Source organism: Sphingomonas sp. PP-CE-3A-406, from assembly GCF_003688625.1.
Classification (GTDB): Bacteria; Pseudomonadota; Alphaproteobacteria; order Sphingomonadales; family Sphingomonadaceae; genus Sphingomonas.
Genome location: NZ_RCWY01000002.1, coordinates 57,094 through 78,601 on the forward strand (window position 1 = coordinate 57,094; position 21,508 = coordinate 78,601).

Sequence of the window (21,508 nt, forward strand, 5' to 3'; positions counted from 1 at the left end):
TTTACTCCCCTGCCCTTCATGCTGATGAAGAAGACCTGGCTGCCTACTGGCGCCCGCAGCCTGCTCAGAGCCCTGCCAAAAACAGTCCGTCACCCCGGACCTGTTCCGGGGTCCACGGTGCGGCAAACTCACACTCGAGATAGCGCGGCACCGTGGATGCCGGAACAAGCCCGGCATGACGAAGAACGTGGCGTGTTGGCACAGCAGCACCGCCGCTAAACTGCGGTTCGCTACTGCCTCCAGCCTCAATCCCCCGTCAAAATCCGGTCGACCAGCTGTCCCACACTCGGCACGAAACCGTTCGAGTAGAACGGATCCTTCTTGAAGTTGTACGCGGCATGGCCCGCGAACATCAAGTTCTGGTCGATGTCGCCGCCGTGCGCGATGTCCTGCAACGTCTTCTGGATGCAGAAGCTGCGCGGGTCCGCGAGGCGTCCGGTCGAGTTGGTCTCGGTATCCGCCCAGCTCGAGAACGAGCATTGCGACAGGCAGCCCATGCAATCCGACTGGTCCTTGCGGATCATGCCCTTCTCGGTCGGGCTGACGAACACCAGCGTGTTGTCCGGCGTCTTCAGCGCGTCGGTATAGCCCTCGCCGAACCACTGCCGCGCACGCAGCAGGTCGTTGCGCGTGACCCAGAAGTTCTTGCCCTTCACGCCGACGTCGAGCTGGAACACGTGATCGCCCGCCTCCTGCGTCGAGAAGGCGATCTGGCGCTCGGAGCGTGCTTCCAAAGAGCGCAGGAACGGATTGCGCACCGCGGACGAGTAGAAGCCGGTCGGCGAGAATTTGTGCAGCAGCACGTCGCCGGGCTCGATCTGCGTCAGTGCGTTCTTCCAGCCCTCGGGAATCGGGCTTTCGCGCGTGAGAAGCGGCCGCGTGCCGAACTGGAACGCGATCGTGCCAAGCTCGGGATTGTCGATCCAGTCGTTCCAGTCGCGCAGATACCAGACGCCGCCCGCCATCACGATCGGCACGTCGTCGCTGATGCCACCTTCGCGCATCACGTCGCGCAGCTCCTTCACGCGCGGATACGGGTCCTGCGGCTTCAGCGGGTCCTCGGCATTCGACAGGCCGTTATGCCCGCCTGCAAGCCACGGATCCTCATACACCACCGCGGCAAGCCATTCGGCCGCCTTCGAATAGGCCCGCTTCCACAATGCGCGAAAGGCACGGCCGGAGCTGACGATCGGCAGATAGCTGACGCCGTAGGATGCGGTGATTTCGGACAGCTTGTACGGCATGCCCGCACCGCAGGTGACGCCGGCGACCTTGCCGCGCGTGCGTTCGAGAACGCCGTGCAGGATCCGCTGCGCGCCGCCCATTTCCCACAGCACGTTGATGTTGATCGCGCCCTTGCCGTCGGCGATCTCGTAGGCGCGCTCGACCTGCTGGACCGCGCCTTCGATCGCGTATTCGACGAGTTCCTCGTGCCGGTCGCGCCGGGTCAGCGCCGCATAGACCTGCGGGATGATCTTGCCGTCGGGATCATAGCTGTCGGCGTTGACAGCCGACACCGTGCCGATACCCCCGGCGGCAGCCCAGGCGCCGGCCGACGCGTGGTTGGTCGCGGCGACACCCTTGCCGCCCTCAACCAGAGGCCAGACTTCCCGACCGTTATAGACGATAGGCTTCAGGCCCTTGAACACGACGTCACCTCTCCCGGAAAATACGGCCCCCTATATCGCAAGGACGCAGCGCGCGAGCAATATTAAGACCTAGGTTAGTAGATCGCCAAGTGCGCCCGGCCGCCCGAGCGCGTCCTCGTACAGCGCGCGATAGCGAGCGATCATAACCGCTTCGTCGAATTCCGCCCGCGCCTTGGCCTGGTTCGCGGCCCCGACCGAGGCGCGCAACGCCGGATCGCCGACCAGTGCCTGCAACGCGTCGCGCAGCCGGACTTCATTGGCGATATCGGTCACGAACGGCAGGTTTTCCGCCGAGACCATGCGCGTGATATCGCCGACCGGATAGCTCGCGATCGGCAGGCCCGCCGCCATCGCCTCGACCACCGCGATCGGAAACTGCTCGCTGCGCGACGACATCGCGAGCATGTCGAAATGGCCGATGTACCGGTAGGGGCGATCGAGGAACCCGGGCAGCACGAGCTTGTCCGCCATCCCCATCGCGGCGGCGGCTTGCAGGATGTTCGCGCGCTCCGGCCCCTCGCCGACGATCACCAGCCGCACCCTGCCCGAGACGCCACCGACAGCCCGGACCAGCGCGGTCAGGTCCTTCACCTCGCGCAGGCCGGCGAGCGCGCCGATCACGGTTTCCTTGGCGTTGCGCGTGAAGCCGGGGATCGCCTTGGGCTCGGGCTTCTGCGCGTAATAGGCGGTGCCGATCCCGTTGACGATCCGGTGGACGCGCTCGCGCGGCTGTTTCCAGGTCTTCAGCGCGATGCCTTCGAGCACCTCGGAGGGCACCGCGAGCGCATGCGCCGCGCCCAGCGCGAGCCGCCGGTAGATGTTGCGCTCGATCTTGAGCCCGCTCGCCTCGTCCGCGTTGAACCCGTCCTCGTGGTGCACGAGCGGCGGCGCGCCCGTGGCGAACGCGCGGCGGGCCATCGCCCCGTCGATCGCGCCCCAGTTGTACGTCAACACGAGGTCGAACCGCCGCATATACTGCGCGATGGCCTCGTAGCGCTTGACCGAAGGCTTGCCCGTCAGCGGCGGTGGATTCTGCGCGATCTCGTAGCGGATGCCCTTCGCGATCGAGTCCCGCGCGCTGAGCGCATCGGGCATCCCCGATACGATGGTGTGCTTCGCCCGATCGCCGAACGCATTCATCAGCCGAACCGCACGCGCCTCCTTGCCGCCGAGGTCGAACGACGAGTGGAGATGGAGGATGTTGACGGGTGCGGCCATCCGCGACCGATGCCGATTTTCGCGGCAGCTTTCAAGGTGGCGCAAACCCGCTTTAGCCGGTGCGGTCTTGCACGATCGGTACCGCGATGCCATTATGTGACAACAACGTCATGCGCAGCAAGCAGCGTGACGACACCCGAAGACTGACAGAGAGTTGGACGAGGATTTCGAGCAGCGGTCGCGCTCGATCGATGGTTTTGCCTATATGCGGTAAGATCTTCGCGCGGCCCGAACGACAATCCGGTCCTTGAGTCCCGCCCCCGCTGTCGAAGCGCTGGAGGCCGGGCCAGACCGCCAACGACGAGGCACGACGATGCGGCTCCCTTCCAACGACGACATGACGACGCCCCAGCTGAATGGCGACTCCGACCGCGCGGCGACGATCGACACGCGCGTAACGCGGCGCGGGCTGCTGGGGTCGGCGATTACCGCGGGCGGCGCGGCGATGCTGCCGCTGGCATCCGCCGATGCAGCCCCCACCGAGCGCAATGTCGACGTACTGCTGGTCGGTGGCGGCATCATGAGCGCGACGCTCGCGGTGCTGCTCCACCAGCTCGAACCCACCTGGACGATCGAACTGGTCGAACGGCTCGACAAGGTCGCGGAGGAAAGCTCGAACGGCTGGAACAACGCGGGCACCGGTCACTCGGCGCTGTGCGAACTGAACTACACGCCGGTCAACGCGGCCGACGGCCTGGTCGAGATCAAGAAGGCGATCGAGATCAACGAGCAGTTCCAGGTCACCCGCCAGTTCCTCAGCCATCAGGTCGATGCCGGGATGCTCGCCAACCCGCGCTCGTTCATCAACTCGACCCCGCACATGAACCTGGTGTGGGGCGATGCGAACGTCGCGTTCCTGCGCAAGCGCCACGCCGCGTTGCAGGCGAGCCCGCTGTTCTCGGGCATGGAATTCTCGACCGATCCCAAGCAGATCGCGCAGTGGGTGCCGGTGATGATGCAGGGCCGCGACCCCACCATGAAGCTCGCCGCGACGCGCTCGCCGCTCGGCACCGACTGCAACTGGGGCGAGGTCACGCGGCAATATGTCGACGCGATGCGCAAGCAGCCGGGCTTCACGCTGACCACCGGCCATGAAGTTCGGTCGCTGGAGCGTAGCGAGGACAAGCGCTGGCGGGTCACCGCGCGCGACATGAAGAGCGACGAGAAGCGGATCATCAACGCGCGCTTCGTGTTCGCCGGCGCGGGCGGTGGCGCGCTGCCGATCCTGCAGAAGTCTGGGATTCCCGAGGCCGACGATTATGCCGGCTTCCCTGTCGGTGGCTCGTTCCTCGTCACCGACAAGCCCGAGGTGGCGCAGCGTCATCTCGCCAAGGTCTACGGCAAGGCCGCGGTCGGCTCGCCGCCGATGTCGGTGCCGCATCTCGACACGCGCTATCTCGACGGCAAGCAGGCGCTGCTGTTCGGCCCGTTCGCGACCTTCTCGACCAAGTTCCTGAAGGAAGGCTCGTATTTCGATCTGCCGGCGTCGGTGACGCTCGACAATTTCCGGCCGATGATCGCGGTCGGCTGGGACGATTTCGATCTCGTCGAATATCTCGCGGGGCAGCTGATCATGTCGGACGCCGACCGGATGACCGCGCTGCGCGAGTATTTCCCGGGCGCGAAGGATGGCGACTGGCGCCTGTGGCAGGCGGGGCAGCGCGTCCAGATCATCAAGCGCGATCCGAACAAGGGCGGCGTGCTGAAACTCGGCACCGAGATCGTCGCGTCGAAGGACGGCTCGATCGCGGCCTTGCTCGGCGCGTCGCCGGGCGCGTCGACGGCGCCGTCGATCATGCTAGATTTGCTCAAGAAGGTGTTCCCCAACCACCTCGCGACGGCGGCGTGGCAGGGCAAGATCCGCGAGATCGTCCCGAGCTACGGCGTCACGCTCAACGACAAGCCCGACCTGATCGCCAAGACCTGGGCGGCGACCGCGCAGACGCTGCAACTGACGGTGCCGTCGCCGGCGGTGCAGGTCGCGACGCAGCCGAAGCCTGCGGCGACGCGCGTCAAGGTCGACCGCAGCCCCGATCTGGCGCTGTAAGAGCGGGGATCAGGTTAAGCCCTTGCAGATGCCAAAACCGCCCCGTCACCCCGGACTTGTTCCGGGGTCCACCGTGCCGCAAACCAAATCTCGATGAGTTTGCGGAACAGTGGATGCCGGAACAAGCCCGGCATGACGAAGAAAAAGCCGTAATTATCTAGCTGCAGAATCGCGATCAGGCGGCGAACATATCCTTCGGGATATGCGTGATCCGGCATGCCAGGTCGGCCTCGCCGCTCGCCACCACGTAGAAATCTCCCGCATCCGCGATGCCCGTCGTGAAGACGACGTTGTCGAGATACATCTGGTCCTTCAGCGGCTCGGTCAGCGTGGGGTTCGGCTCGAGCAGCGCGGTATGCTCGGTCGCGACCGTGATCGAGGGGTCGTCCTTGTCGAGGATCGACCAGTACGTCCGGTAGATACCGACCACGCCCGACGGCTCCACCCCGTGCCACAAGGTCAGCCATCCGCGATCGGTCAGGATCGGGGGGGCGCCGCCGCCCATCCGCGCGGTCGAGACGGTGGCCGAATGCGGGCGGATGCCGGGCTTGTCGTGCGGCTTCCAGTGCAGCGCATCGGGTGAGCGCGACAGGTTGATCGATGGCCCGCTGCGCCATTCGCTGTTCGGCGGATACGCGAAATACAGGTCGCCGAGCGGCCGCGTCTGCGCCCAATACTGCCCGTCGATCAGTCCTTCGAAGATCAGCATGTCCTTGTTCTGGTGATCGAGAACGATCCCCTCGAGCTGCCAGTCGAGCGCGTCGGCGGAGGAATACAACGTCGTCGAATGCCGCTCCGGGCTGACAGAGCAGGTCGTCATCAGATAGCGATCGCCGACCTTCGAGATCCGTGCATCCTCGACGCCGTAGCATTGGTACGAGGTGCGCGGCGCGATCGCCTTGCCGTAATGCACCGTGACGACCGAGCGCCCCTCGGCGTCGAGTTCGACCGGCAGCAGCCACGACAGCGACGTCAGCGCCATCACCTTCCATCCGCCGCCGGGAATCAGGAATTTGCGCGGATCCTTGGTATCGACCATCTGCAACGGCCACGCATCGAGCAGATAGGCGCCGTCCTGCCACCGGATCGCGTGGACGTTGCCGTTCTTGACCGGCTGCTTGAGCGCCTCGGCGACGCGCACCATCAGCAGCAGATTGCCGTTCGCCAGCCGCGTCATCCCGGGATTGAACGCCCCGAGCACATAGGTCTCGGCACCGACCTTCCCCGCCAGCGGCGAGCGCGACAGGTCGATGTCGGCGGGGGTGAAGACGAGCTGGTCGAACATGCTATTCTCCTTGATTGACGTCTGGCGACTTCCACCTGCTCCGTCATCCTGACGAAAGTCAGGATCCAGGGTCATCAAGGGCAGTTCGCCGTTACTCTGGATCCTGACTTTCGTCAGGATGACGGGACGGGCGCCGCGCGAACGGGGGGTGGGTTAGCCGCTGGCGCGCCTATTCCCCCTCGAGCGCCCGCGGGACGATGACGATCTGCTGGATCACGGTCCGGGTCGGCTGCGTCAGGACGAACTCGACCCCGACCGCGATGTCCTCGGCGCGCAGCATCTGCTCCGCTTCGATCATCTGCCGCTGCTTGTCGTCTGGCACGTCGGGATACTGCATGTTCGAGCCGACCTTGCCCGGCTCGACCAGCGAGACCTTGATCCCCTTCGGCCCGAGCTCGCGCCGCAACGCTTCCGAGAAGCCGGCGATCCCCGACTTGACCCCGGCATACACCGTCGAGCTCGGCCCGAGGATATGCGCGCTCAGCGAGCCGATGATGACGATGTCGCTGATCGGCGTCATCCGGTGAGCGGCGTGATGCGCGCTGAGCAGGTACGCGGTGAAATCGACCGCGATCGCATAGCGAAGCTCGTCCTCGCTCATCTGCGTCAGGCCGCCGGCCGCGACCGCCGCGTTAACGACGGTGATGTCGAAGCCGCCGAGATACGCTTCGCCCGCGTCGAAGAACGCGCGGACCTTGTCGGGATCGGCGAGTTCGGTGATCATCCCGTCGCCCTCGCCGACTTCGCGAATGCGGGCGAGCGCATCCTGCAGATAGCGTTCGTCGCGGCCGCAGATATAGACCTTGGCGCCCTCCGAGGCGAGCAGCACCGCGATCGCCCGGCCGATCCCGGTGGTCCCCCCGGTGATGATCGCGCGGCGGCCCTTCAGCGGGCGGACGGTGGTGTGGGCGTCGGAGAGTTCGGTCATCAAGTATCCCGGCTTGTCAGCAGATTGGCGGCGAAATGCACGGTGAAACACTGCGCGCCGCCCTCCCCTAAGCGCGGATCGCCGCCCCCTCAAGCGCGCGTGCCAGCAATCGGTCGATCGGCTCCTGCAGCATCGTCTCGCTCAGCGTCGGGGCGTGGCCGACGCCCGGCAGCGTCACCACTTCGGCCAAGTCGAGCGACGCCGCCATCCGCTCCGCGGTCGCCGCCGACAGCAGGTCCGAGCGCCCGCCACGCACGATCAGCGTCGGCACGTCGCGCAGCGAGCCCAGCGCCTGCCACATGTCCGGCCCCGCTTCGTTCCCCGGCACGCGGAACGGCTCGGCGATCTTCAAATCGTAATCGAGCACGATCCGCCCCGAACTGTTGAGCCGGTACAGGCGCTTGGCCATCGCCAGCCAATCCTCGATCTGCCAGTCGGGATACACATCGCCGTTATTCTCGGCGACGCAGCGCGCGGCGTGCATCCAGGTCGGGAAGACGCTGGACTTGCCGACATAGCCGCGGATCCGCGCCAGCCCCTGCGCGTCGATCTCCGGCCCGACGTCGTTGAGCAACGCCGCCGTCATCCGCCCCCGCGACGGCCCCGCCATCAGCATGGTGACGATTCCGCCCAGCGACGTGCCGAACGCGATGTACCGATCGATCCCCTGCTCCGTCAGCAGCGCCTCGACGTCCTGCACATAGGTCAGCGGGACATACGACATCGGGTCCTTCGCATACGCGCTCTCGCCGCGCCCGCGAAAGTCCACGGCGATCAGGCGCCAGCGCCCGGCCAGCCTTGCCGCAAGCGCATCGAAATCGCGCGCATTGCGCGTCAGCCCGGCCATGCACAGGATCGGCGGTTGGCCTTCCTCGCCCCCCGGATAGTCGCGCGCGTGGAGTCTCAGCTCGTCGTTGGACCACCAATAGAGGTTTTCGTATGCGGCCATGGTTGCGTCCTTCGGGTAGCGGCCACCATATCGCCGCATGGCCATCGACCCGCAAGTGTATCGCCCCGAAGCTGAACTTCTAACACTGGGGGACGGCTTCTTCGATCCCGTCGCGCCCGCCGACTTCCCCGAGACGCGGCTTCGTTTCCGCAACGACCGCGCCGCCGCGCAGATCGGTCTCGACACGCTGACGGATGACGAATGGACGCGCCATTTCGGCCGGTTCTCACCGCTCCCCGACACGCTCCCCCAGCCCTTGGCCCTCCGCTATCACGGCCATCAGTTCCGCAACTACAATCCCGATCTCGGCGATGGCCGCGGTTTCACCTTCGCGCAGATGCGCGACGATCGCGGTCGCCTGATGGACCTCGGCACCAAGGGATCGGGCCAGACCCCGTGGAGCCGCGCGGGCGATGGCCGCCTGACACTAAAGGGCGGGATGCGCGAGATCCTCGCGACCGAGATGCTCGAAGCGCTCAACGTCCCTACCTCGCGCACGCTGTCGCTGATCGAGACCGGCGAGGAACTCCAGCGCGGCGACGAGCCCAGCCCGACGCGATCGGCGGTCCTCGTCCGCCTCAACCACAGCCACGTCCGAATCGGCAGCTTCCAGCGCCTCGCCTACGAACGCGACGAAGCGGGTTTGCGCAAACTCGTCGGCTACACGCTCCGCAACCTCTACGACGAGGACAGCGACGATCCGGTCCGCCTGCTCGACCTCGTCGTCGGCCGTACCGCGCGTCTCGCGGCGCGCTACATGGCAGCGGGGTTCGTCCACGGCGTGCTCAATTCGGACAATATCAACGTTACCGGCGAGAGCTTCGACTATGGCCCGTGGCGATTCGCCCCGACCTGGGACCCGGCCTTCACCGCTGCCTATTTCGATCACCAGGGGCTCTACGCGTTCGGCCGCCAGCCCGAGGCGATCCACTGGGACGTGATGCAGCTGGCCGTGGCGCTCCGCCAGATCGCCGAGAGCGACCCGCTGGTGGCCGCGCTCGACCAGTTCGGTCCGCGCTACCAACCCGAAGTCACGCAGGCGATCCTCTGGCGTCTCGGCGTCCGCCCGCGCGATCCGGATGCCGACCGCGACCTCGTCCAGGCCACCGAACGCGCGCTCCGCACCTCCGGCGTCGGGATCGACCGGTTCTTCTTCGACGCGTTCGGTGGGAATCTGCCCGACGCCTACGCCGAACCCTGGGCCGAAGTCCGCACCGCGCTCGCCACCTACGAACCCCGGAAGGACCGCTCGCACCCGTACTGGGCGGGCGAGCCGTGCAGCATGCTGATCGACGAGGTGGAGGCGATCTGGGCGCCGATCGCCGAGCACGACGACTGGAGTGCGCTGAACGCCAAGGTCGCCGCCATCCGCACGATGGGCGAAGCACTCGCCGAGTAACTCCCCCCTCCCTGGAAGGGAGGGGCTGGGGGTGGGTCGGTTTCCGTGTGGTGCGACGGTTGTGTCACGAACCGGCCCACCCACCCCCGCCCCCTCCCTTCCAGGGAGGGAAGAAGAAAGCGACGCATCCGCCAGTGGAAACTCGCCGCGAATCAAGGCAAGAGCGGCGCATGTCCGACGAGATCATCTCCTACGAGCCGGCCACCGGCGCGATTCTCTGGCGTCAACCGATCGGCGACGTCGATGCCGAAGTCGCCTGCGCGCGCGCCGGCTGGTCGAGCTGGGCGTCGAAGCCGCTGGCCTTCCGGATCGAGACGATGCGGCGCTTCGCCAACATCGTCCGGCAGCGCAACGACGCGTTCACCGACCTGATCTCCCGCGAAACCGGCAAGCCGATCTGGGAAGCGCGTGGCGAAGTCGAGACGGTGATCGCCAAGGTCGACATCTCGGTCAGCGCCTATGCCGACCGTACCGCGCAGCGCCGTCTCGAAGCGACGATGGGGTCGCGGATCGCCGTCCGCCACAAGCCGCATGGCGTGCTCGCGGTGCTCGGGCCGTATAATTTTCCCGCGCATCTGCCCAACGGCCACATCGTTCCCGCACTGATCGCCGGTAACGCGGTCGTCTTCAAGCCGTCGGAAAAAACCCCGGCCGTGGGCGCCTTCCTCGTCGAATGCTTCCGCGCCGCGGGCGTACCCCCCGAGTGCATCCGCCTCGTGATCGGCGGCCCGAACGAAGGCAAGGCGCTCGCCGCGCACCCCGATATCGACGGGCTGTTGTTCACCGGCTCGGCGCGCACCGGCCTCGCGCTCAACCGCGCGTTCGCCGACAAGCCCGAGAAGATCCTCGCGCTCGAGATGGGCGGCAACAACCCGATCGTCGTGTGGGACACGCCCGACCTGCACACCGCGGCGATCCTGATCATCCAGTCGGCCTTCACCACCGCCGGGCAGCGCTGCACCGCGGCGCGCCGGCTGATCGTCGACACCAAGCTCTATGACCCGCTGATCGCCACCGTCGACAAGATGGTCGGCCGGATCATCGTCGGCGAGCCGCATGCCAACCCCGCCCCGTTCATGGGCCCGGTGATCGACAACGAAGCCGCCGAGCAGCTGACCGAAAGCTTCCTCGAACTGCTCACGCGCGGTGGCCGCGCGATCCGTCACCTCGAACGCCCGGTCGCGGACCTGCCGTTCCTGAAACCCGCGCTGATCGACGTCACCGATATCGCCGACCGCCCCGATATCGAGCTGTTCGGGCCGATCCTGCAGGTTGTTCGCGTCGACGATTTCGACGCCGCGATCGCCGAGGCCAACAACACGCGCTACGGCCTGTCTGCGTCGCTGATCAGCCAGACGCCCGCGCTGTACGACCGGTTCTGGGCGAACATCCGCGCCGGCATCGTCAACTGGAACAAGCCGACCAATGGTGCCTCGAGCGGAGCCCCGTTCGGCGGCATCGGCTGGTCGGGCAATCATCGTCCGAGCGCCTATTACGCCGCGGATTACTGCGCCTACCCGGTCGTCAGCAGCGAATCCGAGAGCGCGCGTGCGTCGATCGGCATCGGCCTCGCCGACGGCTGACCGCGTTTCGGCGCGTTCGAAAGCAATCCTACCTCCCGCCAAAGCATCATTCGGTTGCGGTGCAGCGGGTTGCCGTCCATCTCTTATCCTATGGCAAGCCTCCTAGATCCCACCGCCCGCGGGCGCGTCATCCTCGTCGGGGCGGGGCCGGGCGATCCCGGCCTCCTCACCGTCCGCGCGGTCGAGGCGCTGAAGACCGCCGACGTCGTCGTGCATGACGGGCTGATCGACCCGCGCGTGCTCGACATCGCGCCGCCGGGCGCACAGCGCATCTCGGTTGCCAAGCAGCGCGCGCGCCACACACTGCCGCAGGAGGCGATCAACGCGCTGATCATCGCGCATGTTAAGACCGGCGCGATCGTCATCCGCCTGAAGGGTGGCGACCCGTTCGTGTTCGGTCGGGGCGGCGAGGAAGTCGAGGCGGTCCGCGCAGCGGGCCTGCCCGTCGAGGTAATCCCCGGCGTCTCCGCCGCGCTCGGTTGCGCCGCCGAAGCGATGCTACCGCTCACTCACCGCGATCATTCGAGCGCGGTCAGCTTCGTCGCGGGCCAGTGCAAGGGGCTGAGCGAACAGAACTGGGCGGGGCTGGCCGGACAGGGTCGAACGCTGGTGATCTACATGGGCATCGCGAGCGCGACCGACATCGCCGACAAGCTGATGACCGATGGCGTCGCCCCCGACATGCCCGTCGCAGTGCTCGAACGCGGCACGCTCGAGGGCTCGCGGGCGATCCGGACGTTGCTTGCCGATCTCGGCGCGATGGTGACGCGCGAGGCGGTGAAAAGCCCCGCGATCATCGTCGTCGGCGAGGTCGTCGAACTGTCGGACGCCGAAGACAAACTCGCCCGCTGGGCCCGCGTAGCAGAGGACGCTGCCGCATGAAGCTGTTGACCGGAAACGACCTTCCCACCGGCGACGTCGTTTGGTGGACCGGCAACGGCTGGTCGCGCCACATCGAGGAAGCGGCGGACGTCGGCGTCGCGGGTGAAGCCATCCTCCAGGCGGAGGAAGGCGCGCGCCGCGTCAACGTCCCCTATCTGATCGAGGCGACGCAGACCGAAGACGGCCCCCGCCCCGCCCACATCAAGGACCGCATCCGCGCGCTCGGCCCGACGATGCGACCCGACCTGACCCTCAAACCCGCCGACCCCAACGCCGGCAGCTGGGTAATCTGATATGTATAAATACGACGAATACGACCAGGCGATCGTCGACCAGCGCGTCGACGAGTTTCGTGACCAGGTCCGCCGCCGCCTTTCGGGCGAGCTGACCGAGGACCAGTTCAAGCCGCTTCGGCTGATGAACGGCCTGTACCTCCAGCTGCACGCGTACATGCTGCGCGTGGCGGTGCCGTACGGGACGCTGGACGGGCGGCAGATGCGGATGCTCGGCCACATCGCGCGCAAGTACGATCGCGGTTACGGCCACTTCACCACGCGCCAGAACATCCAGTTCAACTGGATCCAGCTCGACCAGACGCCGGACATCCTCCAGGAGCTCGCGACGGTCGAGATGCACGCCATCCAGACCAGCGGCAACTGCATCCGCAACATCAGCTCCGACCAGTTCGCCGGCGCCGCCGCGGACGAGGTCGCCGATCCGCGCCCCTGGGCCGAGCTGATCCGCCAATGGAGCACGTTCCATCCGGAATTCACCTACCTCCCGCGGAAATTCAAGATCTGCGTGATCGCGGCGGACGAGGATCGTGCGGCGATGCGCCTGCACGACATCGGCATCGGGTTGCACGTTCGCGACGGCGAACTTGGCGCGAAGATCTATGTCGGCGGCGGCATGGGCCGTACGCCGATGATCAGCCACGAGATCCGCGACTTCGTCCCCGCCGACGACCTGATGAGCTATCTCGAGGCGTGCCTGCGCGTCTACAATCGCTACGGCCGTCGCGACAATATCTACAAGGCGCGGATCAAGATCCTGCTCCACGAGGTCGGTCCCGACGAATATCGCCGCCAGGTCGAGGAGGAATTCGCCGCGGTGAAGGGCCTCGGCCTCGATCCTCCGCGCGCCGAGCTAGAGCGCATTACCAGCCACTTCGGCGCGCCCGATTTCGACGCCAATGCCTCGACCGACATCGACCGCAGCGATCCCGACTTCGCGGTCTGGCTCGACCAGAACGTGAAAGCGCACAAGCAGCCGGGCTATGCGATCGTCAACATCAGCCTCAAGCCGATCGGCGGTATCCCCGGCGATGCGTCGGCGGACCAGATCGATGTGATGGCCGATCTCGGCACGCGCTACAGCTTCGACGAACTGCGCGTCACGCATGCGCAGAACATCGTTCTGCCGCACGTCCGCATCGCCGACCTGCATGCGGTATGGTCGGCGCTGAACGAGGCAGGGCTCGCCGAGGCCAATCTCGATCTGATCAGCGACATCATCGCCTGCCCCGGTCTGGATTATTGCAGCCTCGCCAACGCACGCTCGATCCCGCTCGCGCAGAAGATAGCGACTCGCTTCGGCAGTCTCGATCGGCAGCGCGACTTGGGTGAGTTGAAGCTGAAGATCAGCGGCTGCATCAACGCGTGCGGGCATCATCACGCGGGCCACATCGGCATTCTCGGCGTCGACAAGAAGGGCACCGAGAATTACCAGCTCTCGCTCGGCGGCTCTGGCGCGGAGGACGTGAGCCTCGCGAAAATCACCGGGCCCGGCTTCTCGGAGGACGGCGTGGTCGACGCGATCGAGCGTGTCACCGACCGCTATCTGCAGGTCCGCGATCCCGGCGAACGCTTCCTCGACACCTACCGCCGCGTCGGCTTCGAGACGTTCAAGGAGGCGATCTATGGTTGAGTATCCGGACCAGACATTGCTCCGCTTCCGCGACGACGAGCCGCATGACGAGCCCGCGGTGACGCTCGATTCGTTCATCGGCCAGAGCAATGCCGCGGCGGTGCGCCTGGAGGCGGGCGACGACGCGCGCGCGCTGTTGCCGCAGATCGACCAGCTCGCGCTGATCGAGGTGAGCTTCCCCGGCTACCGCGACGGGCGTGGCTATTCGTCCGCGCGGATCCTGCGCGAGGCGGGGTATACCGGCGAACTGCGCGCGCAGGGCGACGTGTTGGTCGATCAGATTCCGCTGATGCGGCGCTGCGGGTTCGACAGCTTCGCACCGCAGGCGCCGATCGATATCGACGTGCTACGCGCGAGCCTGGAGCGCTACGACACGCCGTACCAGAAGGCGGCCGATGGCGCGGTGCCGGTGTGGAAGCTGCGCCATGGGTGAGCCCGCGCGCCAACTCGACATGATCGACGTCACGCCGGCGTTCACGCGCGCCGATGCGATGGCGATGCAGGAGCGGTTCGAGGGCGTCTCCGCACAGGAGATGCTGTTCGAGCTGCTGGTCGGCGAGTTGCGCGGGCGGATCGCGGCGGTGTCGTCGTTTGGCGCGGAGTCGGCGGTGCTGCTGCACATGGTCGCGCAGGTCGATGTCGATGTGCCGGTGGTGTTCACGAATACGCAGAAGATGTTCGGCGAGACCTTGGCGTACCGTGATGAGCTGGCGGAGAAGCTGGGCTTCACCGACCTGCGTGTGTTTCGGCCCGATCCGCGGTTGCTGGCGATCAAGGACAAGACGGGTTTGCGCTGGTCCTACGATCCCGATGGCTGCTGCGATCTGCGCAAAGTCGAGCCGTTGCGGCGGGCGTTGGCGCCGTTCGATGCGTGGATTTCGGGGCGGAAGGGGTTCCAGTCGGGGACTCGTACCGCCTTGCCGCGGTTCGAGGAGGATGAGGGGCGGTTGAAGATCAACCCGCTGGCGGATTGGGACAAGGCCAAGCTCGACGCGTATTTCGCGGAGCATGAGTTGCCGCGGCATCCGTTGGAGGCGCAGGGGTATCTCTCGATCGGCTGCGCGCCGTGCACGACCAAAGTCGCCCCCGGCGAAGACCCCCGGGCAGGCCGGTGGCGCAGTTTCGACAAGGTCGAATGCGGCATCCACGCGCCTACCGATTACGACCCGATGATCTGACCACTTTCCCTCGCCCCTTCGGGGAGAGGGAGGGAGGAGCCACTTGGCGACGGAAGGGAGAGGGGCGTTGGGATGGACCGTCCCGAGCCACATGCCCCTCTCCCTTCCCACGGCCAAGTAGCCGCGGGCCCCTTCCCTCTCCCCGGAGGGGCGAGGGACTCAGACACTCAATACTCGGCGAGATCCGAGAACTTGGTGATCGTCGGATCGAACTTCATCCGCACCTTGCCGGTCGCGCCGTGGCGCTGCTTGGCGATGATCAGTTCCGCCAGGCCGTAGACCCGCTCCATCTCCGCCGCCCACGACGCATGGTCCTCGAAGATCTTCGAGCTATCCCCTTCCGCCGGCCGCTTGGGCTCCTTCGACGCCACGTAATAATCCTCGCGATATACGAACCAGACCATGTCCGCGTCCTGCTCGATCGAGCCGGACTCGCGAAGATCCGACAGCATCGGCGTCTTGTCCTCGCGCGATTCGACCGCACGCGACAGCTGCGACAGCGCCAGCACCGGGACGTTGAGGTCCTTCGCCAAGGTCTTCAGGCCGCGCGAGATCTCGGAGATTTCCTGGACGCGGTTGCCGTCCTTGCTCTTGCCAGAGCCCGACAGCAGCTGGAGGTAATCGACCACCACCAGCCCGATCTCGTTGTTGTGCCGGCGCTGCAACCGGCGGACGCGCGTATGCAGCGCGCCGATCGAGAGACCGCCGGTATCGTCGATGAACAGCGGAAGGTTCTCCAGCTCGGCAGCGGCAGCAGCGAGCTGCGCGAACTCGGTGCGGCTGATCTTACCCATGCGGAGCGATTCGGAACTAATCTGCGACTGCTCGGCGAGGATACGCGTCGCCAGCTGATCCGCGGACATCTCCAGCGAGAAGAACGCGACCTTCGCGCCGACCGAGTCCTTGGGGGCGATGCCGTCGGCCATGTCGCGCATCCAGCGCCGCGCGGCGTTGAACGCGATGTTGGTGGCGAGCGAGGTCTTGCCCATGCCCGGACGACCGGCGAGGATCATGAGATCGCTGTGATGCATGCCGCCGATCTTGGCGTTGATCGAATCGATACCGGTGGTGACGCCCGACAGGTTGCCGCCAGAGTTCAGCGCGCGCTCGGCCATCTTGACCGCCGCGGTGGTCGCTTGCGCGAACGACTTCACCGTATTCTCGGAGCCGCCATCCGCCGCGACCTTGAACAGCTCCTCCTCGGCCAACTCGATCTGCGCGCGCGGATTGACCTCCTCGGAGGTGTCCATCGCGCGATCGACGAGCGTCCGGCCGACCGACACGAGCGCACGGAGCATCGCCAGGTCGTAGATCTGCTGCGCGAACTGGCGCGCGCCGATCAGGCCTGCGCCGCTACCCGTCAGCCCCGCCAGATACGCCGGCCCGCCGAGTTCGCGCATACCCTCGTCCGCGTCGAACATCGGCCGCAGCGTCACCGGCGTCACCAGCATATCATTGCCGCGCAGCGTCTTGATCGCGGCGAAGATCCGTCCGTGGACGGGCTCGAAGAAATGCCCCGGTTCGAGCTTGTCGACGAGGTCGTCCGCGAGCCGGTTGTCGATCATCATCGCGCCGAGCATCGCGGCCTCGGCCTCGACGTTGCGGGGAAGTTGCTGCGGTTCGGGGACCGCGGGAACGGGGAATGCGAGAGTTGCCATCCCCTTCACCTACGCGATGCTGACCTTCCGGTCCAAGCGCACTGCGACGGAATGTGGGGATAAGTCGCCTCCTTCTGCGCCCCTCCCTGAAAGGGAGGGGTCGGGGGTGGGGCGGGTTCCGGATCATGGAACGGTTGCGGCCAGAGCTGGCCTACCCACCCCCAGCCCCTCCCTTCCAGGGAGGGGAGCGCGTCTAGCTCTTGGCGTCCGCGTGTTCAGACCAAGTGACAGGCGATACGACCCCCGCTATCGAACCGGTATGGCCGACCCGCGGATCATCGACGTGCAACTCGACGAGACCAGTCTCGGCTGGCGCTCGCCCGACGTCGAGCAGGAGCGGCGGATCGCGATCTTCGACCTGATCGAGGGCAATCACTTCGCCCCGCAGCGAGCCTATGCCGACGGCTATGCGGGGCCGTACAAGATCAAGCTCCAGTCGGAAGAAGGACGCCTCGGCATCCATATTCACCGCGAAGACGACACGCATCTCGAGACTTTGGTGCTCGCGCTCGGGCGCTTCCGCCGACCGATCCGCGATTATTTCGCGATCTGCGACAGCTATTACCAAGCGATCCGGCAATCTTCCCCGGCGCAGATCGAGACGGTCGACATGGCCCGCCGGGGCGTCCACAACGAGGCCGCCGAGCTGCTGAAAGAGCGTCTCGACGGCAAGATCGAGGTCGATTTCGACACTGCGCGACGGCTGTTCACGCTGATCTGCGTCCTCCACATCCGCAACTAGAAGACCCATGGCTCACGCACTTTTGAAATTCGCGGCCGCGCTGGCCGCAACCGGCTTCGTCGGCATCTGCGGCTGGACCGCGGCAACCGGCTGGCACCCCGACGTCAAGCACTACCCGTTGCAGGGCATCGACCTCGCCGAAAACCCCGGCCCGGTCGAATGGGGCACGGTGCGCGCGAGCGGTGCCGACTTCGCGTATATCGTCGCGACGTCGGGGACCGACCGCCGCGATGCGGCGTTCGAGGCGAACTGGGCGGCGTTGCCCGACGCCGGCCTGCGACGTGGTGCGGTTCATGTCTATTCCTTATGCCAGCGCGCGGACGAGCAGGCGAACGCGTTCAACACCTTCGTGCCGCGGACGTCGGACGCGTTGCCGACCGCTGTCGACATCGCGTTCCACGACGACTGCACCGCGCGGCCCGACCGCGCGAGGCTGATCGCCGACATCGCGCAGTTCGTGACGATGGTCGAAACGCATACCCGCCAGCCGGTCATGCTACGGATCAGCAAGGCGGTGGACTCGCAATACACGCTGTCGGACGCCGTGCCGCGGCCGCTATGGGCGGTAGAGAATATCCTAAAGCCCGACTACACCGCGCGGCCGTGGCGGATGTGGCGGGCCAGCGATTTCCGCCGCATCGACGGGATCGAGGGACCGGTGAACTGGGACGTGGTGGCATCATGACTGAACAAGCAACGCAACTCGTGGCGGCAGCACGCGACGCCGCGCGCAACGCCCACGCGCCCTATTCGCGGTTCGCGGTCGGGGCGGCAGTCTTGCTGAACGACGGCAGCGTCATCACCGGCGCCAATTTTGAGAATGCGAGCTACGGCCTGTCGCTGTGTGCGGAAACAGTCGCGATCGCCACCGCCAGCGCGGCGGGCCGGCTCCGCGATATCGTCGCGATCGGCGTGATCGGCGGCGCGATGGATGCCGAGGGCCGCGCAACCGGCACGTCCCCCGTCAGCCCGTGCGGCCGCTGTCGCCAGGTCATCAACGAAGCCGCACAGATGGGCGGCCGCGACCTGCCGGTGCATTGCGGCGCGGCGGAAGGCGACGCGATCCGCACCTATACCGTCTCGGAACTGCTGCCCGACGCGTTCGGTCCGGCGGATCTCGGAATAGGCTGACCGATCAGCGTCGCGTGATTGGCCCGGCCAGCGCGCGGCGGCGGATCGCGTGATGCTCGACACGACGGAGCAATTCGTCGAGGTCCTCCCGACCGACGTCGAGCGTCTCGCCCAGGTCGATCAGCGCGAGATCGAGATCCGTAGCGGTCAGCATCGTCGCTTCGGGTTCGCGCGCGGGGTCGCTGGTCGGCACCGGCCGGTGTGGATAGCGCTGCCCGGTGAGCCGATGAAACGCCACGCCCAATCCGACCAACGCGACCGAATTGACGGCGATCGGCACCAGCGCGAACCCGAACCCTGCGTCCCACACCGCCGGGCCGCCAAGCACCGCTGTCAGTGCCACCGCACCCGCCGGCGGATGCAACGACCGCGTCAGCGACATTGCGAGGATCGCGCCGCCCACCGCGAGTCCGGCGGCAAGGACCGGGATCGGCACGAGCTTCAGAGCAGCGACGCCGACCAGCGCCGAGATCACGTTGCCGCCGATCACCGACCAGGGTTGCGAGAGCGGGCTGGCGGGCACCACGAACACCAGCACCGCCGCGGCGCCCATCGGCGCGACCAGGAGCAGCAACGATCCGTGCGGGTGGATGATGGTCGCGCTGATGGCGCTGGTCAGCGCTATGCCGAGGCACGCACCCAGACATGCGAGCAGCCGACTGCGTAAAGTGACACCGGCGAGTATCGGAACGAACGCGCGCATCTTGACCCCTGCGATTGATCCGCGTGCGTAGGGCCTCGCGGACGGCAAGTCATCCGCGCGACGCGAGTCCCCGTGAGTTTGCGATCCTGCATGACGTCGCGAGCGTGCCCCCTTGCCGTGACGCCGCATCCGGGCGAAAGCGCACCCCGAAGAGGAGCTACCATGTCCGTGATGTCCGACCGCTGGATCCGCGAGCGCGCGCTCGGCGACGCGATGATCGAACCGTTCCATGAGGCGCAGCGCCGCGATGGCTGCATCTCGTACGGTCTGTCCTCCTATGGCTATGACGCGCGCGTTGCCGACGAGTTCAAGATCTTCACCAACGTCGACAGCGCGATCGTCGACCCGAAGGACTTCGCGGCCAACAGCTTCGTCGACCGCAAAACCGACGTGTGCATCATTCCGCCGAACAGCTTCGCACTGGCGCGGACCGTCGAGTATTTTCGCGTGCCGCGCGACGTGCTGGTGATCTGCCTCGGCAAGTCGACCTATGCGCGGTGCGGGATCATCGTCAACGTCACCCCGCTCGAGCCCGAATGGGAGGGGCATGTGACGCTGGAGTTCTCGAATACCACCCCGCTGCCGGCCAAGATCTACGCCAACGAAGGCGCGTGCCAGTTCCTGTTCCTCAAGGGGAACGAGCCTTGCGAAGTCAGCTACGCAGACCGCGCGGGCAAATACATGCGCCAGCGCGGGGTGACGTTGCCGCGGCTCTAGGGCTTAGGGCCACCCGAGGCTGGCAACGGCGGAAGGTGTGGGACTCGCTCCACCTTTGCTCGGGGTCTGCAGATTGCCCGCTTCCGCCGCAGATTGGTTGCCCGCGGCACGCTATCGCGGGGGGATAGCGGTTGACCTGTAGCTCCCCGCACCCTCCCGGCGAAGGTCGGGGTCGAAATGGCAAGAAACGAACCTCACCTGGCGGTCGGCAAGATCGGACACGGATCGTCCCAGCTCTAGGGATGCCGTCCAATCGCGGACGATCCCCCCGCCAGGCTACACGTTCGACCACCCTCGTGCTCGGCTGCTCCTTGCCCGCTCCATACCCTCTCAACCGCAGCCCGGCTTGTTTCCCCGCGAAGGCGGGGACCCAGACTGGGCTCCCGCCTTCGCGGGAGAACAAGAATGGCGCAGCCCTTTACAGGGCGCTGCCCCCGCCATCGGGGCCGCGCCGAGGCCACTCGCGCTCTCGTACTAAGAGCCTGCCATCACGACCGCGAGTTCCTGCTCAGCGAGTCGCGATCTGCTGGGTTTGGCGGGCGAGCGCCCGGCTCGCGAGATCGTGCGACGATGCCACTGCGCCCGACGGCAGGTCCATCGCGACCGCCGGCCGTTCCAGCACCGCCGCATACAGCGCGCGGGCTTCCGAGTCGCGACCGGTCCGGTGATACACCGACGCCAGATTGATCATCAGTTCGGGACGCTGCGGGAAGATCTTCCGCTCGGCGACGATGCGCTGTTCCGCCGTCGAGAGGTCGCCCGCCGCGATCGCCGTATAGCCGGTACGATCCATGGTTGGGGACGATCCTGCCAGCGCCGGCGTTGCCGTGCCCAGGATTGTGAGAACGAACAGGACGGTCTTGCGCATCATCCATCTCCACTGACCTCCGCCGATCCGAAGGTTTCATTTTTGTGACAACGGTGTGTCACTTTGAAGACCGTCATACAAGTACATCGATCAACTTCTCGTGAGAGGCCCCTCCTCCCGTCCGTCCTGTGGCGGACAACAAAAAAAAGGGCGGTCCCGGAGGACCGCCCTTTGGACGTTCGATGCTGTACGCTGACTTAGAAGTCGTTGCGGTACTGCTCGTTGCCGATGAAGCCGAGCTTCGTGATCGCGGACCGCTTGATCACCGCGAGCGTGCGATCGACCACTTCATACTTCGCCTGCGGATCAGGCTGGAAGTGGAGTTCGGGCTCCGGCGTCATGCCAGCGCTCTGATCCAGATACTGGCGCAGCGTGACCTCATCGACCGGCGCTCCGTTCCACGCCACGACACCCGCCGGATCGATCGAGATCTTGTTCTTCTCGGGATTGACCGGGTTCTGCGGCTGGTTCGGGCTGTTGACCGGAAGGTCCACCTTGACCGCATGCGTCTGGATCGGGATCGTGATGATGAACATGATGAGGAGAACGAGCAGGACGTCGATCAACGGCGTCATGTTCATTTCCATCATCGGCGCGCCGTCTTCTTTGCCGCCGCTCATTGCCATTTTATACTACTCCTAAATA

General features: G+C 66.2%; 21 protein-coding genes. 12 read left to right on the top strand and 9 right to left on the bottom strand.

The genetic code is table 11. The annotated features are described in order from the left end of the window. Positions 1-245: 245 nt before the first annotated feature. Both C8J44_RS06695 and C8J44_RS06700 read right to left on the bottom strand, forming a co-directional pair. Positions 246-1,649: a nitronate monooxygenase family protein gene (locus C8J44_RS06695; protein WP_056050660.1), complete on the bottom strand. Its 1,404-nt coding sequence runs from the start codon at positions 1,647-1,649 to the stop codon at positions 246-248. A gap of 69 nt (positions 1,650-1,718) precedes the next feature. After that, positions 1,719-2,867 (bottom strand): glycosyltransferase, encoded by a 1,149-nt coding sequence (locus tag C8J44_RS06700; protein WP_121903930.1) that lies wholly within the window; start codon positions 2,865-2,867, stop codon positions 1,719-1,721. Positions 2,868-3,180: 313 nt separating this feature from the next. Here C8J44_RS06700 and mqo point away from each other — a divergent pair, with 313 nt between their 5' ends. Then, positions 3,181-4,914: a malate dehydrogenase (quinone) gene (gene mqo / locus C8J44_RS06705; RefSeq protein WP_220683098.1), complete on the top strand. Its 1,734-nt coding sequence runs from the start codon at positions 3,181-3,183 to the stop codon at positions 4,912-4,914. A 175-nt stretch (positions 4,915-5,089) separates the two neighbouring features. Here the strand turns inward: mqo and C8J44_RS06710 are convergent, their stop codons facing one another. From C8J44_RS06710 to C8J44_RS06720, 3 genes are all read right to left on the bottom strand, one after another. Beyond that, positions 5,090-6,199 (bottom strand): glycosidase, encoded by a 1,110-nt coding sequence (locus tag C8J44_RS06710; RefSeq protein ID WP_121903932.1) that lies wholly within the window; start codon positions 6,197-6,199, stop codon positions 5,090-5,092. Between the two features lie 169 nt (positions 6,200-6,368). Continuing rightward, positions 6,369-7,127 carry an SDR family oxidoreductase gene (locus C8J44_RS06715; RefSeq protein WP_121903933.1) on the bottom strand — a complete coding sequence of 253 codons (759 nt, stop codon included), beginning with the start codon at positions 7,125-7,127 and terminating at the stop codon, positions 6,369-6,371. A 67-nt stretch (positions 7,128-7,194) separates the two neighbouring features. Continuing rightward, on the bottom strand, positions 7,195-8,076 hold the full coding sequence (locus C8J44_RS06720; RefSeq protein ID WP_121904615.1) for an alpha/beta fold hydrolase: 882 nt from the start codon (positions 8,074-8,076) through the stop codon (positions 7,195-7,197). 37 nt (positions 8,077-8,113) lie between these two features. Here C8J44_RS06720 and C8J44_RS06725 point away from each other — a divergent pair, with 37 nt between their 5' ends. The 7 genes from C8J44_RS06725 (at position 8,114) to C8J44_RS06755 (ending at position 15,044) form a co-directional block, all read left to right on the top strand. Further along, the gene (locus C8J44_RS06725) at positions 8,114-9,475 is read left to right on the top strand and encodes a protein adenylyltransferase SelO (protein ID WP_121903934.1); all 1,362 of its coding nucleotides are present in this window, start codon (positions 8,114-8,116) and stop codon (positions 9,473-9,475) included. A 170-nt stretch (positions 9,476-9,645) separates the two neighbouring features. Next, entirely contained in the window at positions 9,646-11,058 is a 1,413-nt protein-coding gene (gene astD / locus C8J44_RS06730; protein WP_121903935.1) for a succinylglutamate-semialdehyde dehydrogenase, read from the top strand. 90 nt (positions 11,059-11,148) lie between these two features. After that, positions 11,149-11,940 carry a uroporphyrinogen-III C-methyltransferase gene (gene cobA / locus C8J44_RS06735; RefSeq protein WP_121903936.1) on the top strand — a complete coding sequence of 264 codons (792 nt, stop codon included), beginning with the start codon at positions 11,149-11,151 and terminating at the stop codon, positions 11,938-11,940. After that, positions 11,937-12,233, top strand: a complete 297-nt coding sequence (locus C8J44_RS06740) for a DUF2849 domain-containing protein (protein WP_121903937.1) — start codon at positions 11,937-11,939, stop codon at positions 12,231-12,233. Before cobA ends, C8J44_RS06740 begins: the two co-directional genes overlap by 4 nt. 1 nt (position 12,234) lies before the next feature. After that, positions 12,235-13,866 (top strand): nitrite/sulfite reductase, encoded by a 1,632-nt coding sequence (locus C8J44_RS06745; protein ID WP_121903938.1) that lies wholly within the window; start codon positions 12,235-12,237, stop codon positions 13,864-13,866. Further along, the gene (locus C8J44_RS06750; RefSeq protein WP_056050673.1) at positions 13,859-14,299 is read left to right on the top strand and encodes a DUF934 domain-containing protein; all 441 of its coding nucleotides are present in this window, start codon (positions 13,859-13,861) and stop codon (positions 14,297-14,299) included. The genes C8J44_RS06745 and C8J44_RS06750 overlap by 8 nt, the downstream gene beginning before the upstream one ends. Further along, on the top strand, positions 14,292-15,044 hold the full coding sequence (locus tag C8J44_RS06755; RefSeq protein WP_060527031.1) for a phosphoadenylyl-sulfate reductase: 753 nt from the start codon (positions 14,292-14,294) through the stop codon (positions 15,042-15,044). The genes C8J44_RS06750 and C8J44_RS06755 overlap by 8 nt, the downstream gene beginning before the upstream one ends. Before the next feature lie 167 nt (positions 15,045-15,211). Here C8J44_RS06755 and C8J44_RS06760 read toward each other — a convergent pair whose 3' ends face one another. After that, positions 15,212-16,702: a replicative DNA helicase gene (locus C8J44_RS06760; protein ID WP_056050676.1), complete on the bottom strand. Its 1,491-nt coding sequence runs from the start codon at positions 16,700-16,702 to the stop codon at positions 15,212-15,214. 259 nt (positions 16,703-16,961) lie between these two features. On the opposite strand from C8J44_RS06760, the gene C8J44_RS06765 reads away from it, so the two are divergent. From C8J44_RS06765 to cdd, 3 genes are read left to right on the top strand one after another with little or no spacing between them, the layout of a single operon-like run. Then, positions 16,962-17,444, top strand: a complete 483-nt coding sequence (locus C8J44_RS06765) for a UPF0262 family protein (RefSeq protein WP_056050677.1) — start codon at positions 16,962-16,964, stop codon at positions 17,442-17,444. A gap of 7 nt (positions 17,445-17,451) precedes the next feature. Next, entirely contained in the window at positions 17,452-18,129 is a 678-nt protein-coding gene (locus C8J44_RS06770; RefSeq protein WP_121903939.1) for a glycoside hydrolase family 25 protein, read from the top strand. Further along, positions 18,126-18,575 (top strand): cytidine deaminase, encoded by a 450-nt coding sequence (gene cdd / locus C8J44_RS06775; protein WP_121903940.1) that lies wholly within the window; start codon positions 18,126-18,128, stop codon positions 18,573-18,575. The genes C8J44_RS06770 and cdd overlap by 4 nt, the downstream gene beginning before the upstream one ends. A 4-nt stretch (positions 18,576-18,579) precedes the next feature. Here the strand turns inward: cdd and C8J44_RS06780 are convergent, their stop codons facing one another. Further along, positions 18,580-19,278 (bottom strand): HPP family protein, encoded by a 699-nt coding sequence (locus C8J44_RS06780; RefSeq protein ID WP_121903941.1) that lies wholly within the window; start codon positions 19,276-19,278, stop codon positions 18,580-18,582. A 162-nt stretch (positions 19,279-19,440) separates the two neighbouring features. On the opposite strand from C8J44_RS06780, the gene dcd reads away from it, so the two are divergent. Then, positions 19,441-19,995 carry a dCTP deaminase gene (gene dcd / locus C8J44_RS06785; protein ID WP_060527027.1) on the top strand — a complete coding sequence of 185 codons (555 nt, stop codon included), beginning with the start codon at positions 19,441-19,443 and terminating at the stop codon, positions 19,993-19,995. 508 nt (positions 19,996-20,503) lie between these two features. Here the strand turns inward: dcd and C8J44_RS06790 are convergent. Further along, positions 20,504-20,863, bottom strand: coding sequence for a M48 family metallopeptidase (locus C8J44_RS06790; protein WP_121904616.1), 360 nt, complete (start codon positions 20,861-20,863; stop codon positions 20,504-20,506). A gap of 197 nt (positions 20,864-21,060) precedes the next feature. Continuing rightward, entirely contained in the window at positions 21,061-21,489 is a 429-nt protein-coding gene (locus C8J44_RS06795; RefSeq protein ID WP_056050684.1) for a biopolymer transporter ExbD, read from the bottom strand. Positions 21,490-21,508 lie beyond the last annotated feature (19 nt).